At 65.4% G+C, this 15,436-nt stretch carries 12 protein-coding genes; 9 read left to right on the top strand and 3 right to left on the bottom strand.

Annotated features, from left to right (window positions below; genetic code table 11):
• Positions 1-13 precede the first annotated feature (13 nt).
• On the bottom strand, positions 14-1,606 hold the full coding sequence (locus FOM02_RS19245) for an ATP-binding protein (protein ID WP_231164338.1): 1,593 nt from the start codon (positions 1,604-1,606) through the stop codon (positions 14-16).
• Here FOM02_RS19245 and FOM02_RS19250 point away from each other — a divergent pair.
• Entirely contained in the window at positions 1,563-2,051 is a 489-nt protein-coding gene (locus FOM02_RS19250) for a hypothetical protein (RefSeq protein WP_265441962.1), read from the top strand. The two genes, FOM02_RS19245 and FOM02_RS19250, sit on opposite strands and share 44 nt — an antisense overlap.
• A 136-nt stretch (positions 2,052-2,187) precedes the next feature.
• Positions 2,188-3,156 (top strand): catechol 2,3-dioxygenase, encoded by a 969-nt coding sequence (locus FOM02_RS19255; RefSeq protein ID WP_027557290.1) that lies wholly within the window; start codon positions 2,188-2,190, stop codon positions 3,154-3,156.
• A gap of 253 nt (positions 3,157-3,409) precedes the next feature.
• Here the strand turns inward: FOM02_RS19255 and FOM02_RS19260 are convergent, their stop codons facing one another.
• A complete protein-coding gene (locus tag FOM02_RS19260; protein ID WP_027557291.1) occupies positions 3,410-6,928 on the bottom strand; it encodes a molybdopterin cofactor-binding domain-containing protein in 3,519 nt (1,172 codons plus the stop codon).
• The gene (locus FOM02_RS19265) at positions 6,928-7,410 is read right to left on the bottom strand and encodes a (2Fe-2S)-binding protein (protein WP_027557292.1); all 483 of its coding nucleotides are present in this window, start codon (positions 7,408-7,410) and stop codon (positions 6,928-6,930) included. Before FOM02_RS19265 ends, FOM02_RS19260 begins: the two co-directional genes overlap by 1 nt.
• Before the next feature lie 239 nt (positions 7,411-7,649).
• On the opposite strand from FOM02_RS19265, the gene FOM02_RS19270 reads away from it, so the two are divergent.
• From FOM02_RS19270 to FOM02_RS19300, 7 genes are all read left to right on the top strand, one after another.
• A complete protein-coding gene (locus FOM02_RS19270) occupies positions 7,650-9,107 on the top strand; it encodes a hypothetical protein (protein ID WP_027557293.1) in 1,458 nt (485 codons plus the stop codon).
• Positions 9,104-10,000: a UPF0280 family protein gene (locus FOM02_RS19275; RefSeq protein WP_027557294.1), complete on the top strand. Its 897-nt coding sequence runs from the start codon at positions 9,104-9,106 to the stop codon at positions 9,998-10,000. Before FOM02_RS19270 ends, FOM02_RS19275 begins: the two co-directional genes overlap by 4 nt.
• A 37-nt stretch (positions 10,001-10,037) precedes the next feature.
• Positions 10,038-10,601, top strand: coding sequence for an amino acid synthesis family protein (locus FOM02_RS19280; protein ID WP_265442187.1), 564 nt, complete (start codon positions 10,038-10,040; stop codon positions 10,599-10,601).
• Positions 10,602-10,673: 72 nt separating this feature from the next.
• Complete coding sequence (locus FOM02_RS19285) at positions 10,674-11,876, top strand: ABC transporter substrate-binding protein (RefSeq protein WP_027557296.1); 1,203 nt, start codon at positions 10,674-10,676, stop codon at positions 11,874-11,876.
• 180 nt (positions 11,877-12,056) lie between these two features.
• Positions 12,057-13,946 carry an ABC transporter permease gene (locus FOM02_RS19290; protein WP_027557297.1) on the top strand — a complete coding sequence of 630 codons (1,890 nt, stop codon included), beginning with the start codon at positions 12,057-12,059 and terminating at the stop codon, positions 13,944-13,946.
• Entirely contained in the window at positions 13,943-14,734 is a 792-nt protein-coding gene (locus tag FOM02_RS19295; protein WP_027557298.1) for an ABC transporter ATP-binding protein, read from the top strand. The genes FOM02_RS19290 and FOM02_RS19295 overlap by 4 nt, the downstream gene beginning before the upstream one ends.
• Positions 14,731-15,435, top strand: a complete 705-nt coding sequence (locus tag FOM02_RS19300; protein WP_027557299.1) for an ABC transporter ATP-binding protein — start codon at positions 14,731-14,733, stop codon at positions 15,433-15,435. Before FOM02_RS19295 ends, FOM02_RS19300 begins: the two co-directional genes overlap by 4 nt.
• The last annotated feature ends 1 nt before the right edge of the window (position 15,436 follow it).

Raw genomic sequence — 15,436 nt, forward strand, 5'->3', positions numbered from 1 at the left:
GGTGATTTGTGGCTTACCGCAGCGGCTTCTTCAGCAGCGAGAAGCGATCGGGGTCGAGGCCCATCGACGGTTGCAGCATCGGGGCTTCGAGGCTGGACATCGTCTTGGCGGGCGGGGCCGCGAACACCGGATCGTTCGGCACGTCGCGCTGCGAGGTGGCGCCGCGCCAGCGCTCGAGCACGGCGCTGACGAAATGCATGTCGTGACCGGAGGTCATGGAGGGCACGCTCGAGATGGTCGCTTCGCCGCGCGGCAATTGGTGCGGCGGCACCTCCTTGAAACGCAGGCGGGTCGGCAGCGCGACACCTTCGCCGAACGCCAGCACCTCGCGGGTGCCGAGCGAGGGCACGAAGGACAGCAGGTTCGCGGCCGCGTCCGACACCGCGGCACGTAGCAGCGCCTGGTCGCGGTCGTTGGCAAGACGCATCGTGAACAGCGTGTTGCACTGGGAGATGATGGTGGCGTCGAGCTCTGCGGGGCGCTGCGTGATGAGGCCGAGATAGACGCCGTATTTACGGCCTTCCTTGGCGATGCGCGACACGGCCTTGCGGGTCGGGCCGAAGCCGACGTTGCGGTCGGCGGAGGCGTAGCGGTGCGCCTCTTCGCAGACGAACAGTAGCGGCGAGACGCCGTCGCTCCACAGGCCGAAGTCGAAGGCCATGCGGCAGAGCACGGACACGACGGAATCGATGACCTCGGCCGGGAAGCCGGCGAGCTGCATCACCGTCATCGGCTTGCCGTTGGCCGGCAGGCGGAACAGATGGCTGATCACTTCGGCCATGGTGTCGCCGCCGACATTGGCGTTGTCGAACATGAAGGCGTAGCGCGGATCGTTGCGCACGGCTTCGATGCGCGAGATCAGCTTGTGATAGATGATGCGCGAGGAGCGGTTCTCGAGCTTGCCCATGCGCTCGTCGATCAGCGACAGCAGGTCGACGAGACGATACGGCACCGGCGTATCGACGGTGTAGCCGATCTGCTTGGGATCGATGCGCTTGAGGCCGATGCGATCGGCGTTCTGGTACTGGGTGTAAACGCCTTTGGCGAGCGGGATCACCTCGGCGAGGATGTCGAGCTCTTCGGGCACGCCGGCGCGACCGCCGAACAGCACGTCGACGATTTCCTCGAAATTGAACAGCCAGAACGGCAGCTTCAGGTTCCGCGGGTTCAGCACCAGCGCGCGGTCGCCGAAGCAGCGGCCATATTCGTTGTGGACGTCGAGCAGGAAGATGCGCAGGTTCGGCCGCGCCTTCAGGATTTCGTTGAGCAGCAGCGACACGCCGGTCGATTTACCGACGCCGGTCGATCCCAGCACCGCAAAATGCTTGGACAGCATTTCCTCGACGTCGACATAGGCAACGACGGAGCGGTCCTGCTGGAGGAAGCCGACATTGATCTGGTCCGAGCCGGTCGGCGCGTAGATCGTGCGCAGCTCCTGGCTGGTGATCAGGTCGACCGCATCGCCGATGGTCGGATAATTGGTGACGCCGCGCTGGAATTTCGCCTTGTCGGCGGCGTTGAGGATCTCGCCGAGCAGGTCGACCGAGGCGATGGCGATGTAATTGTCGGCGCTCGACAAATTCTCGCAGGACACCTCGGTGATCATGGCGACGATGACCGAGCTGGCGCAACGAATGCTGACGAAGCGGCCGACGGTCGCCCGAACTTCCGAGATCGACAATTGGTTTGCCGCCAAAAGCCCGACCCGGGCGAGCGATCCGCGAACCGAAATCACGCGTCCAAAGGATGTCACGATGGATGAACCCGAGAAGACAGAATGTTTCTCCGACTATGCGGGGCCGTCGCTGGACAAACGGTTAAACGGCAGGCGCGCCCGCTTCGTTAAATCCGCGACAATTCCGCCGCTCGCTTTGTTCCCAATGCATACTTTGGAGCAGAAACGGCCGAAAACTGCTGCTTTTCTGGGCCGGCGCGGCCGAAGGCGCTTAAGGAAGATTTTACCATTCGACGAGTCCGTCCGTGGCTTGACGGATGGTTGTCATCGGGGACAGGCGGCCGTCGATCGGGACCTTCGCGGTTTGATTTGTTGACGGGACCTAATCATTTGTACATTAGTACAAATGAACCCCGCGGCCTCGGCGCCGCCCGGGCGTGAGCGCGTTGCAGCTCTGCGCCCGAATGCGCGATCTGTTGCAGCGGATCGCAAGCCACGCTCTGGAGGACATCATGCAGCCCGAACCGATCCTCGATCTCGCCCATCTCGGCCACATGGAGCTGCTGACGCCGAAGCCCGATGAGAGCCTCAAATTCTTCGTCGACGTCATGGGCATGACCGTCAGCGGCCAGAAGGGCGAGTCGGTCTACTTGCGCGGCTGGGACGATTACGAGCGCTATTCGCTCAAGCTCACGGCGTCGAAGACCTCAGGCATGGAGCACATGGCGCTGCGCGCGCGCAGCCAGCAGGCGCTGGAGCGCCGCGTCGCCGCGCTGAAGGGCTCCGGCTTCGACATCGGCTGGATCGACGGCGACATGGGGCAGGGGCCGACCTTCCGCTGCCGCGACCCCGACGGCCACATCGTCGAGCTCTATTACGAGACCGAATGGTATCAGGCGCCGCCGGAGCTGAAGCCCGCGCTGAAGAACCAGGCGCAGCGCTTTCCCGCACGCGGCGTCAATGTCCGCCGGCTCGATCATCTCAACTGCCTCGCCGTCGACATCAAGGCCAACCGCGAGTTCTTCGAGAACTATCTCGGCTGCCGCCTGACCGAGCAGATCGTGCTCAACGACGGGCGGGAAGCGGCGATGTGGCTGACGATGTCGAACAAGAGCTACGACTTCGCCTATTCGCTCGACCATTCCGGCACGCCCGGCCGCTTCCACCACGTCACCTACGCGCTTGACAGCCGCGAGGAGATCCTTCGCGCCGCCGACATTTTCCTGGAAAACGGCGTGCACATCGAGACCGGCCCGCACAAGCACGCGATCCAGCAGACCTTCTTTCTCTATGTCTACGAGCCCGGCGGTAACCGCGTCGAGGTCGCCAATGCCGGCGCGCGCCTCATCCTCGCACCCGACTGGAAGCCGATCGTGTGGACCGAGGAGGAGCGCAAGAAGGGCCAGGCCTGGGGCTTGAAGACGATCGAGTCCTTCCACACCCACGGCACGCCGCCGGTGGAGATGAAGAAGCACGGGTGAGCATTTGAACGTACCGGATTGATGTCGGATTTAGTCGGACCGACAGCGGCGCTCTATCCGTTCCCTCCCCCCCTTGTGGGGGAGGGGCAGGGAGGGGGGTACCACACGGGGACTCTGTCCGTCGCGCACCCGCACTTGGTGCATCGTCAACAACTGGCGCCTTTTCCTGGGCCACCCCTCTCCCTAGCCCTCCCCGAGGGGGGAGGGAACACACCTCCGCTGAGGCGGCATCGGGGCTGATCCCAGTCAGGCGCTAGTGCACCGACGCCCGGACGCGCGCGATCGTCTCCCGCACGCCCGTCCACGCCGGCTTGTCGGGCGCGAACTGCTTGCGCAAGAAGCTGACGAGCTCCTCGACCTGCGCGTCGCTCATGCTGTTCCTGAACGCTGGCATGTAGCCGAGATCACTCGACACGGGATCAGCGATGCCGTGCAGGATCACCTGCAAGAGATTGTCGGGCTTCGCGCTGTGCAGGTTGCTGTTGAGCGCGAGGGAGGGGCGGCTTCCGAACAGCGGCAGGCCGCCGACCTCATGGCAGACGGCGCACGCGCCTTGGTAAAGTCGTGCGCCGGTGGACGAGGTGACGGTGACCTGCGTCGCGCTCTCGAGCTTTGCGGCGAGCGCGGGCGCGTCAGTCGCGGTGTCGTTGAACGAGTTGAGATAGACCGCCATCGCGCGGATGTCCTGATCGGGCAGCGCCTTGAGGTCCCTGACAACGGGCGCCATCGGGCCGGCGGCGACGCCGTGATGGCGCGAATGGCCGGTGCGCAGGTACGCGAACAGCTCGTCCTCGCTCCAGGGGATCGGCGCGTGCGAGAGCGAGGTCAGCGGCGGCGCCTCCCAGCCCTCGGCGAAGCCGCCGGCGAGATAGGCGCCACGCTGCTCGGCGCCGAGCGCGTTGCGCGGCGAATGGCAGCCGCTGCAATGGCCGAGGCTCTCGACCAGATAGGCGCCGCGATTCCAGACTTCCGATTTGGCGGGATCGGGCTTGAACTCGTTTGCTTGATGGAACAGCGCGTTCCATCCGGCGAGCAGTGGGCGGAGGTTGAACGGGAAGGCGAGCGTGTTCGCCGGCGCTGTCGTGCGCACAGCCGGCTGCGCCATCAGATAGGCGTACAGCGCCTGCATGTCGGCGTCGCTGGTCCTCGCAAAATGCGTGTAGGGGAAGGCGGGATAGAGCTGCCGTCCGTCGCGATGCAAGCCATCGCGCATCGCGCGCTCGAAGGCTGGAAAGGACCAGGCGCCGATGCCGGTCTCGACGTCGGGTGTGATGTTGGTCGAATAGATCGTGCCGAACGGTGTTTCCAGCGCACGGCCGCCGGCGTTAAGCACGCCGCCAAGGTTGGTGTGGCACTCCGCGCAATTGCCGAGCGCGGCAAGCTGCTGGCCGCGCGCGATGGTCGCTGCGGAATAGACCGATGCATCGGGCCGTGCGATCGGCGCGATGGCGCGGCCTGGCAGGAGTGCGGCGCCGATACCGATCGCCGCGGTGCAGACGGCCGCAATCGTCGCAAAGATGCCGGCACCCTTCGCGAACGGATTTTCCCAGATGCGCGACGGTTTTGGCGCAGCCGGCGCGGGCAGGGCCTGCGGCACGGGCGATGTCTCGCCATGCAGACCCCTAAGGATGCGCTCCGGCGTGAATGGCGGCTCGCGAAAGCGCACGCCGGTGGCATCGAAGATCGCGTTCGCAATCGCGGCTGCGCTCGGCACCGATGCGGACTCACCGACGCCGAGCGGCGGCTGGTCCGGCCGCGGCAGCATCAACACGTCGATCTTGGGCACATCGGGGAAGGGGATGATCGGATAAGCGCCCCATTCGCGCGCCGCCACCGCGCCGCGCTCGAATGAGACCTCCTCCATCAGCGCGCGGCTGGTGGACTGGATGACGTTGCCGTGGATCTGGTGGCGCACGCCGTCCGGATTGATCATCAGCCCGGAATCCTGCCCCGCGACGACGCGCGTGACGCTGACATCGCCGGTGGTCTTGTTCACCGCGACGTCGGCGATCCAGGCCGACCATGCCGCGCCATAGCCCGGAAACTTGCTGTGGACGTAGAGCGCATAGGCAAAGCCGCGCCCGTGCACGATCTCGCCGTCCTTCTTCTCGCGCGCCGGGCGCGGCGTCCAGCCCGCGCGCTCGGCGACCGCATTGACGAGATCGACCGCGCGCGGGTCCTTCAGATAGCGCAGGCGGTATTCGATGGGATCGACGCCGGCCTCGGTCGCGGCCTCGTCGATATAGGATTCATGCGCAAAGGTGTTCGGCAGCGCCGAGACGCCGCGAAACCAGGAGGCGCGCACGATCGGCGGCATGTCGTGGGCGACGACGCGCATATTTTCGTAATCGTAGGGCGGGATCGCCGTGCGGTCGCCCATCTGCAGCACGACGGGCTCCGCCGAGATGCGTCCCGTCAGCAGCAGTGCGAGCGTCGGTGCGGCATTCGAGGGATAGCGCGTCGCGAGATCGTAACCGGCGATGCCGCCGTCGGCATCGAGGCCGCCATTGACGTCGATCAGTTGCGCGGTGCCCTTGGGCTCCCAGGTGTGCTCTTGCTCGCGTGTGAGCTGCACGCGGACGGGCCGGCCGACGGCGCGCGAGAGCAGCAAGGCGTCGGCGGTGACATCGTCGGCGCAATTGCGGCCGTAGCAGCCGGCGGCCTCCAAGCGGATGACCTCGATCTCGCTTTCGGGACGTTCGATCAGCAGCGCGAGATCGGCGCGAAGGACGTGCGGGTTCTGCGTGCCCGACCAGACGCGGATGTTGCCGTCCTGGACATCGGCGACGGCGCAGGAGGGGCCGATCGAGGCATGCATCTGATACGGCCACACATAGGTGCGCTGCATCGGCTTGGCCGCGCCGGCAATGGCAGCATCGACGTTGCCCTTGTCGATCAGCGTGCGCGGCGTCGACGGATTGGCGCGCAGCGCGGTCTCGACATCGGCGAGGTCGGCGAGGGCAGGCGTCGGCTTCCAGCTCACCCTGAGCTGCTCGGCCGCGCGGATCGCATTCTCCTCGCGCTCGGCGACGACGCCGACGAAATCGCCGATGCGCACCACCGCGACTAGGCCGGGAATGTCGCGGACGGACGATTCATCGACGGCGATCAGGCTGGTGCCGACGAACGGCCCGGCATCGACGCCGGCATAGGGCGGACGCACCACGCGGCCGTGCAGCATGCCTGGCAGGCGAATATCGTGCACGAAGGTCAATTCGCCCGTTGCCTTGGCGGGCAGGTCGATACGCGGGACGGATCGGCCGACGATGGCGTAATCGCCGACAGGCTTGACCTCAACGTCGTCGGCAAGCTCGAGCCGGATTTCTTCGCCGCCGATCAACTCCCCATAGCTGACGCTGCGATTATGCCCGCGGACGAGACCGTCCTCGATCGTCAGCTCAGCCGCCGACAGCTCCAGCCGCTCGGCCGCGCGCGCGATCAGGAACTGCCGCGCCTGGGCTGCGGCCTTGCGCAAGGGCACGGCGGTGATCTGGATGGTTTCGCTGGCAATGGTCGCGCCCTGGTTCGGCACCACGGCGGTATCACCGAGCACGACGACGACGCGCGCTAAGGACACATCTAACTCTTCGGCGACGATCTGGCCGAGCGCGGTGCGGATGCCGGTGCCGAGATCGACATGGCCGTTATAGGCCGTGACCGAACCGTCCGCGGTGATGCGCACGAACGTCTCGGATGTGACCTCGTCCACGGTGCGGACGACGACGAGCGAACCCGATGGCCGCTCAGCTGCGCTCGAGACAGGGGAGGCCATCAATCCGCGGCCTCGGTGAGCTGGCCGGAGGCGCGCATCACCGCGCGCAGGATTTCGACATGGGTGCCGCAGCGGCAGAGATTGTAGCGCAGCGCGGCGAGCGCCTCCTGCTCGGTCGGCCGCGGATTGATCGCGAGCAGAGCCTTGGTCGTCATGATCATGCCGTTGAGGCAGTAGCCGCATTGCGCGGCCTGCTCGTCGATGAAGGCCTGCTGCACCACGTCAGGCTTGTCGCGGGTGCCGAGCCCTTCGAGCGTCACGATGTCGCGGCCGGCGCAGCCACTGAGCGGAATCACGCAGGAGCGCGCGGCGGCGCCGTCGATCAGGACAGTACAGGTGCCGCATTCACCGAGGCCGCAACCGTATTTCGGACCGTTGAGCGCGAGATCGTTGCGCAGCACGTAGAGCAGCGGCGTATCGCGCGCCGCCGTGACCTCGTGGATCCCTCCGTTCACCGTGAGGCGGATCGGTGTCTGCGTCATCCTCGTTTCCAAGCCCGCATGAAAATCGACGTCGCGACGATACCGTTTGTACACAAACGTGCAAGCCGTGCATGCCGCACTGCAGCGCGGTTGCCTTGTTTGTGGACAGCGCGACTAGGCAAATGAGCTTTTATGCGGCAGCGGCATCTTTTGCGCTGCACCGGTGCTTGACAGCCCCGGGGGACCGCGCGCAACATCGTTCGTATACGAATGATAACCAAGTCTCCGCTGGCTCTGACATGGTGATGGAAACGACGAGCGCTGCCACCGACAAGATCCGCTGCGATGCCTGTCCGGTGATGTGCTACATCAAGCCGGGCGCGGCGGGCGCCTGCGACCGCTATGCCAACCATGACGGCAAGCTCGTTCGCGTCGATCCGCATGTGATCCTGGAGCGCACCGTCGAGCACGGCGGCAAGCTGGTGCCGTTCAGCCGCACCGAAGACTGGGACGGCAAGATCGTCCACGAGCCTTCCACCTTCGTCACCGCAATCGGCGCCGGCACGACCTATCCCGATTACAAGCCGGCGCCGTTCATCGTCTCCGCGGAGGTCGATGGCGTCGACATGGTGACCGTGGTCACCGAGGGCATTTTCTCCTATTGCGGCATCAAGGTGAAGATCGACACCGACCGCTATCTCGGGCCGGAGTCCGCGACCGTACGCGCACAGGGTGAGGCGGTCGGCCACGTCACCACCAGCGAATACGGCTCGCAGATGCTGTCGCTCGGCGGCGTGCATCATCTGACCGGCGGCTCCAAGAAGGAGGGCCGCGTCACCTGCGACACGCTGATGGACCTCGCCAATTGCAAGGCGGTGGAGCTGACCATCGACGGCGGTGCCACCGTGGTGGTGCAGGCCGGCCAGCCGCCGATCGTCAACGGCGTCAAGGAAGAGCGCATGCGCGTCGGCTGCGGCTCGGCGACGATCGGCATGTTCGCCAAGCAGTGGCATGGCAAGGTCGATGAAGTCGTCGTGGTCGATGACCACATCACCGGTGTGCTCTCGGAGCACCAGGCCGGAAAACTGCTCGACATCGCCGACACCGGCATCAAGATGAAGGGACGCCGCTCGACACCCGGCCGCTATTTCCAGGTCGCCGATCCCGGCACCGGTTGGGGCGGTACCAACATCTCCGACCCGCTGTCGATTCTCGGGCCCTTCGACAAGAAGGAGGCGAAGGCCGGGTTGACCATGCTGATGGTCTCCACGACCGGCGAGCATTCGTCCTATTACGTGCTCGACGAGGCCCTGAGCCCGGTCGAGACCGAGATGCCGGCCGACCTGAAATTCTCGGTCGAGCGCATCCAGGAGAATTGCGAGCCGGCGCTGTGCACGGTGTTGTTCATGGCGGGCGCTGGTGGCTCGCTGCGCGCCGGCGTCACCGACAATCCGGTGCGGCTGACGCGCTCGGTGAAGGATGCACTGACGCGCGTCACCAGCGGCGGTGCGCCGGTCTATGTCTGGCCCGGCGGCGGCATCACCTACATGGTCGACGTCACGCAGATGCCGGCGGGCGCGTTCGGCTATGTTCCGACGCCGGCGCTGGTTGCGCCGATCGAGTTCACGATGAAGCTGACCGACTATGCTGCGCTCGGCGGTCACATGGATTACGTCAAGCCGCTCGCCGAGGTGCAGAACGGTGAGGACGTCCGTCAGCTGCCCTGGCAGAATCCGATCCCGGGACCGCGGGCATGACACGGCTCCCGCAAATCGCATTGCTGTCTGATGGCCGGCGGCTGCATTTGCAGGATGGACCGATTGATCTGATCGTTGAGGCGAGGGGGCGCGCGGACGCCGTGCGCGCAGCCTATGAGGCTGCGGCGCGAAGGTTCACCGGACTGCTCGACGAACTCTGCGCGGAGCTGCCGGAGCTGCGGGCGGCTGCTGGGGCGCGGACCTCGCTGAAGGGCGTGGTGGCCCGTCGCATGCACGCCGCCGTCGCGCCCTATGCCGCCGATTGTTTCATCACGCCGATGGCTGCCGTTGCCGGCAGCGTGGCGGAGGAAATTCTCGGCGCGATGCTGGCCGCGGCGACGCTTGATCAGGCCTATGTCAACAATGGCGGCGACATCGCGCTTCACTTGAGCAGGGGCGAACATTTTTCTGTTGGCCTGATGGACCGGCCCGATCGCGACGGCGTGATGCGAGCCATGAGGGTCGATGCCGACGATCCCGTGCGGGGCATCGCAACCAGCGGACGCCACGGCCGCAGCTTCTCGCTCGGCATTGCCGATGCGGTGACGGTGCTGGCGGCGACGGCGTCGCGGGCTGATGCGGCGGCGACGATCGTTGCCAATGCCGTTGATCTGCCCGGGCATCCCGCCATCATCCGCACGCCTGCGAACGAGCTTCAGCCCGACAGCGATCTCGGCGCTCGTCTCGTCACCCGCAACGTCGGTGAATTGTCGCAGAAGGAAATATCCGCTGCGCTGGAATCTGGCGCGGAATGTGCACGGCAATTATTCGATCGCGGACTGATTGAGGGTGCCATGCTCAGGCTTTGTGGTGATATGCTTGTCATCGGAACCAAGGATATAGAAGAGCAACGACCACGCCCGCTTGTGCTGGAGAACGCGGTCAGTGCCTGAACAGGGAAGCGAAACATGAGCGCGATCAGTCCGCAAGATCGTCACCGTCGTCGAAGAGACGCAGATGGAGATGGGCCGCCAGGTCTCGCCGCCGACGCGGCGTGCGGCCGCGATCGCCGTGATCGAAAATCCCTTTGCCGGAAAATATGTCGAGGATCTCTCGCCGCTGATCGCGATCGGCGAGGAGCTCGGCGAACTCTTGTCGAAGCGCGCGGTGGCTGCGCTGGGTATCGATGGCGCGAAGGCGCAGAGCTACGGCAAGGCCGCGGCTGTCGGCGAGAACGGCGAGCTCGAGCACGCCGCCGCGATCCTTCATCCGAAGATGGGCGCGCCGGTGCGGAAAGTTTTGAGCAAGGGGGCGGCGCTGATTCCGTCGTCGAAAAAGCGCAGCGGTCCCGGCACGACGCTCGACATTCCGCTCGGGCACAAGGACGCGGCCTTCGTGCGCAGCCACTTTGACGGCATGGAAGTGCAGATCAACGACGCGCCGCGCGCCAACGAGATCATGGTCGCGGTCGCCGTCACAGACAGCGGCCGTCCGCTCCCGCGCGTGGGCGGGCTGACGGTCGCGGAAGTGAAGGGCGAAGACGGTTTGAGATGAGGGCATGATCCGGGGGCGGGCACAGCTCTCGGGACATGTTCAAGGCGTAAAAGTTCAAAACTGGAGGTTGGGATGCGAGCAAGAAATTACTTCGTCGGCGTGGCCTTCGCGCTTCTGGCCGGCGGCATGGCCCATTCGGCCATGGCGCAGGACATCAAGATCGGCGAGATCAACAGCTATTCGCTGCTGCCGGCGTTCACCGAGCCCTATCGCAAGGGCTGGCAGCTCGCGGTGGAAGAGATCAACGCGGCCGGCGGCATCAACGGCAAGAAGCTCGTCGTCATCTCCAAGGACGACGGCGGCAAGCCGGCGGATGCGCAGACCGCGGCCAACGAGCTCGTCTCCAGCGAAGGCGTGGCGATGCTGACGGGCACGTTCCTGTCGAACATCGGCCTCGCGGTCAGCGACTTCGCCAACCAGAAGAAGGTGTTCTTCCTCGCGGCCGAGCCGCTGACGGACGCCGTTACCTGGGCGAAGGGCAACAAGTACACCTTCCGCCTGCGTCCCTCCAACTACATGCAGGCCGCGATGCTGGTGGAAGCCGCAGCCAAGCTGCCGGCCAAGCGCTGGGCGACGATCGCGCCGAACTATGAATACGGCCAGTCGGCGGTGTCGGTGTTCAAGAAGCTGATGTCGGAGAAGCGCCCTGACATCCAGTGGGTCGACGAGCAGTGGCCGCCGCAGGGCAAGATCGACGCAGGTCCCGTGGTGCAGGCGGTTGCCGCCGCCAATCCCGAAGCGATCCTCAACGTCACCTTCGGCGCCGACCTCGTCAAGCTCGTGCGTGAAGGCAACACCCGCGGCCTGTTCAAGGGGCGCGAGGTCGTGTCGTTCCTGACCGGCGAGCCCGAATATCTCGACCCGCTCAAGGACGAGACGCCGGAGGGCTGGATCGTCACCGGCTATCCCTGGTACTCGATCAAGACGCCCGAGCACGACGCGTTCCTGAAGGCCTATCAGGCCAAGTACAACGACTATCCGCGCCTCGGCTCGATCGTCGGCTACCAGACCATCAAGGCGGCGGCGGCGATCCTGGCGAAGGCCGGCTCGACCGATCCGGAGAAGCTGATTGCCGCTGCGGAGGGGCTCTCCATGCCATCGCCGTTCGGCGAGATCACCTTCCGCAAAATCGACCATCAGTCGACGCTCGGGGCCTATGTCGGCAAGACCGCGCTGAAGGACGGCAAGGGCGTGATGGTGGATTCGTCCTACAAGAAGGGTTCGGATTATCTGCCGAGCGACGCCGAAGTCGAGAAGCTGCGGCCGAAGGATTAGTTTCTTCCTTCTCCCTCTCTCCGCTTGCGGGGAGAGGGTCGGGGTGAGGGGGAGCCTCCGCGAGGGAGGTGATAGTGAGCCCCGCGGAGACTCCCCCTCACCCGAATTTGCGCGTTGCGCAAATTCGACCTCTCCCCGCAAGCGGGGAGAGGTGAACCAAACACCTAACCCGGACCGCCGATGGCCTTTTACGTCGTACAGTTTCTGACAGGTCTTGCCAGCGCAGCGTCGCTGTTCCTGGTGGCCTCGGGCCTGTCGATCATCTTTGGCGTGACGCGGATCGTGAATTTCGCGCATGGCGCCTTCTACATGATCGGCGCCTATATCGCCTTCACGCTGACGGAGCGGCTGTCCGGCGCGTTCGGCTTCTGGGGCAGCATCGTGCTGGCCGCGCTTGCGGTGGCGCTGATCGGCGTGCTGGTCGAGATGGTCTTGCTCCGCCGCATCTATCATGCGCCAGAATTGTTCCAGCTGCTCGCGACCTTCGGCCTGACCCTGATGGTCGAGGATCTCGTCGTGCTGATCTGGGGTCCCGACGATCTCGTCGGCCGCCGCGCGCCGGGCTTCAAGGGCGCGATCGATTTCTTCGGCCAGAACATCCCGAGCTACGACCTGTTCCTGATCGTGCTCGGCCCGGTCGTGCTCGGCATTCTCTGGCTGTTGTTCCAGCGCACGCGATGGGGCGTGCTGGTGCGCGCCGCGACGCAGGACCGCGACATGGTCGCAGCGCTCGGCGTCAATCAGAAATGGCTGTTCACGAGCGTCTTCGCGGTCGGCGTCTTCCTCGCCGCCCTCGGCGGTGCGCTCCAGATCCCGCGCGATGCGGTACATCACGCCATGGACCTGCGCATCATCGTCGAGGTCTTCGTCGTGGTCGTGATCGGCGGCCTCGGCAGCATCGTCGGCGCGTTCGTCGCGGCGGTGCTGGTGTCCGAGCTCAATGCCTTCGGCATCCTGATCTTCCCGAAAATCTCCATCATCCTAGTCTTCCTGGTGATGGCGGTGGTGCTGATCGTCCGCCCCTGGGGCCTGTTCGGCAAGCCGGAGGCGGCCGCGCGCAAGACACCGGGTCTCACCGTCAATCCCTGGCGGCCGCTGACCTCGAACGAGCGGCTGGCTGCGCTTGCCGCGCTCGTGATCGCGGCGATGCTGCCGCTGTTTGCCGGCAATTATCTCCTCACGGTTGGCTCCGAGATTGCGATCTTCGTGATCTTCGCCGTCTCCTTGCATTTCCTGATGTCGGTCGGCGGTCTCGCGTCGTTCGGCCACGCCGCCTATTTCGGCCTCGGCGCCTACGGCGTCGCCTTCCTCGCCAAGATGGCGGGGCTGCCGATGATCGTGTGCCTCTTGCTCGGACCGCTGCTCGGCTGCATGGGCGCCGCCGTGTTCGGCTTCTTCGCCGTGCAGCTCTCAGGCGTCTATTTCGCAATGCTGACGCTCGCCTTCGCGCAGATCGTCTGGTCGATCGCGTTCCAGTGGGTGAACGTAACAGGCGGCGACAACGGCATTCTCGGCGTGTGGCCCGAGAAGTGGGCGGCGAGCCCGTCGCACTTCTACTGGCTGGCGCTCGGTGTTGCCGCGCTCGTCACCGTCGCGTTGCGGATCATGGTGTTCTCGCCGTTCGGCTACGCGCTGCGTGCCACGCGCGACTCGCTGCTGCGCAGCGAAGCCGTCGGCATCAACGCCAAGCGCATCCAGTGGACCGCCTTCGTGATCGCGGGCACCACCGCCGGCATTGGCGGAGCGCTGTTCGCCTACCTCAAGGGCAGCGTCTTCCCTGATAATCTCGGCATCTCGCTCTCCGTCGACGCACTCGTCATGGTGCTGCTCGGCGGCGTCGAGACCGTGTCGGGCGCGGTGATCGGCGCCATCGTCTACAAGGCATTGAACATCTGGCTGGTGAGCCAGACCGATCTGTCGAAACTCGTGCTCGGCGGCTTCATCGTGCTGATCGTCGTCGTCTTCCCCAAGGGCATCGTCGGCATGCTGGAGATGCTGGCGCAGCGCCGCCGGAAGTCATCGCCGCCGGGATCACCCTTGTTGGCCAAGCCGATCGAGTCCGCCGAATGAGCGTTGCACCCACACTTCTTGTGGTCGAAGGCCTGACCAAATCCTATGGCGGCATCCACGCAGTGCGTGGCGTCTCGTTCTCACTGCGCGCCGGCGAGATCCTTGCGCTGATCGGGCCGAACGGCGCGGGCAAGAGCACCTGCTTCGACATGCTCAACGGCCAGAACAAGCCCGATAGCGGCCATGTTCGTCTGCTCGGCGAGGAGACCACAGGCAAGAAGCCGCGCGAGATCTGGCGCATGGGTGTCGGGCGGACCTTCCAGATCACCGCGACCTTCGCCACCATGACCGTGCGCGAGAACGTGCAGGTCGCGCTGATCTCGCACGGGAAGCAGCTGTTCAATCTCTTTGGCTCCGCGCCGCATTTCGATCGCGGCGAGGCCGGCCGGCTGCTGGAGCTGGTCGGCATGGGGGGCTATGCCGATCGGCCCTGCGGCGAGCTCGCCTATGGCGACCTCAAGCGCCTCGAGCTTGCGGTGGCGCTTGCAAACCAGCCGAAGCTCCTCTTGATGGATGAGCCGACTGCGGGCATGGCGCCGCGCGAGCGCGTCGATTTGATGCGGCTCACCGCGCAAATCGCGAGGGAGAAATCCATCGGCGTGCTCTTCACCGAGCACGACATGGACGTCGTGTTCGAGCATGCCGACCGCATCATCGTGCTCAATCGCGGCACGCTGATCGCCGAGGGCTCGCCGGCCGAGGTGCGCGGGAATCCGCAGGTGCAGGCGGTCTATCTCGGCGAGGGCCTCGTCTACGATGCCCGCCATCGCGAGGGGACCTCGGCATGAAGCTCTCGGTGCAGGACCTCAACAGCCATTACGGCCCGGCGCACATCCTGTTCGATATCGGTTTCGAGGTCGGCGAGGGCGAGGTGGTGGCGCTGCTCGGGCGCAACGGCGCCGGCAAGTCGACGACGTTCCGCTCGATCGTCGGCCTCGTGGCGCAGCGCTCAGGCCGCATCATGTTCGAGGGCAAGGACGTCTCGGCGAAGCCGACGCATGAGATCGTGCGCGAGGGGCTCGGCTATGTGCCGGAGGAGCGGCGCATCTTCACTGATTTGACGGTGGAGGAGAATCTCGAAGTCGGCCGTCAGCCGAAGCGGCCAAACGCCCCGCACTGGACGCGCGAAAAGCTGTTCGCGCTGTTTCCCAATCTCGGCGAAATGAAGGACCGTCCGGGCGGCCGCATGAGCGGTGGCGAGCAGCAGATGCTGACCATCGCGCGCACGCTGATGGGCAATCCGTCGCTGGTGCTGCTGGACGAGCCCTCGGAAGGCCTGTCGCCGAAGATCGTGGAGCAGATGGTCGATGCCATCCTGACCATGAAGAAGGAGGGCGTCAGCATCGTCGTCTCCGAGCAGAATTTGCATTTCGCGCGGTTGATCTCCGATCGCGCCTATATCATCGAGCGCGGCCGCATCTGCTTCGGCGGCACCATGGCCGAGCTCGACGCGCGTCCGGATATCCGCGACGCGCATCTGTCGTTGTGAG

The sequence above is a fragment of the Bradyrhizobium sp. SEMIA genome (genome assembly GCF_014844175.1).
GTDB lineage: Bacteria > Pseudomonadota > Alphaproteobacteria > Rhizobiales > Xanthobacteraceae > Bradyrhizobium > Bradyrhizobium arachidis.